We start from the raw sequence: 860 nt of genomic DNA on the forward strand, positions 1-860 counted from the left end.
CCACCGCGCTCGAGGGCTACATCCGCTGGTACAACACCGAACGCATCTCGACAAAACTCAAGGGCCTGAGCCCGGTCCAATACCGGGCCCAGGCCCTTAAGTCCTAAGCTCCCAAAGTCAGAGTCCAACTTTCGGGGACCACTTCAGTTCAGGGGGGTCTTGACGTCTGCTCGCGCGGGGTGGCTACCCCAGCGCCGCTCTGCCGTAGTTGTCCGCGTAGGCGTTCGCGACGCCGGGCAAGATCTCGACGACGGCGAAATACCGGTCCCACAGCGGTGTTTCGCGGAGCTCTTCGACGGCCAGTTCGTACTGGTGCGGGTCGGCGGCCTCGAGCACCCACACGTCGGTGACCCGGGCGGTGTAGAACTCGGTGTCGACCCACTTGAAGGTGACCGCCTGATGACGGTCGAGGATCGGCTGCAGATGCAGCGCGAGTTCGTCGAACCGTTTGGCGACCGGGAACCCGAGCCACTCGGGATTTGTCTTGACCAACATGAAAACCGTGAACATGGGCGAACCTCGTTCTCTCGCTTGTTGATAGGAGTGGAGAGAAACGAAAAAGGCCAACGAATCTCTCCGTTGACCTGTGAGGTTGTCAGCACCGCGAGCAGTGACGCTTGCAATGGTTAGGCTACCGTACTTTGTTGGTGCCTGGCAATGGTGTCGGTCGAGCCTCCCGCCGAGTAGACGCGAAAACCCCCTAAACCGTGAGGTTTGAAGTGCTCCCCAGAAGTTGGACTGAGAAGTTCAGTTCCTTGTTCTGGGGAGTACTTTTTTGCATCCTCGTAGTTCGTTGACCGAGGGGCAGCGTGGTGCGGTTGTCGCGTTGTTCGAGCAGGGGTGGCGGTATCACGCCACGG

General features: G+C 59.9%; 2 protein-coding genes. One reads left to right on the forward strand and one right to left on the reverse strand.

The features are described from left to right. The coding region (locus tag AC1U2B_RS28580) for an IS3 family transposase (RefSeq protein WP_480219430.1) at positions 1-107 on the forward strand (107 nt) is incomplete at its 5' end. A gap of 76 nt (positions 108-183) precedes the next feature. Here the strand turns inward: AC1U2B_RS28580 and AC1U2B_RS28585 are convergent. Next, positions 184-510 (reverse strand): darcynin family protein, encoded by a 327-nt coding sequence (locus tag AC1U2B_RS28585; protein WP_260941148.1) that lies wholly within the window; start codon positions 508-510, stop codon positions 184-186. Between the last annotated feature and the right edge of the window lie 350 nt (positions 511-860).

The sequence above is a fragment of the Mycolicibacterium sp. P4_G11 genome (assembly GCF_056555145.1).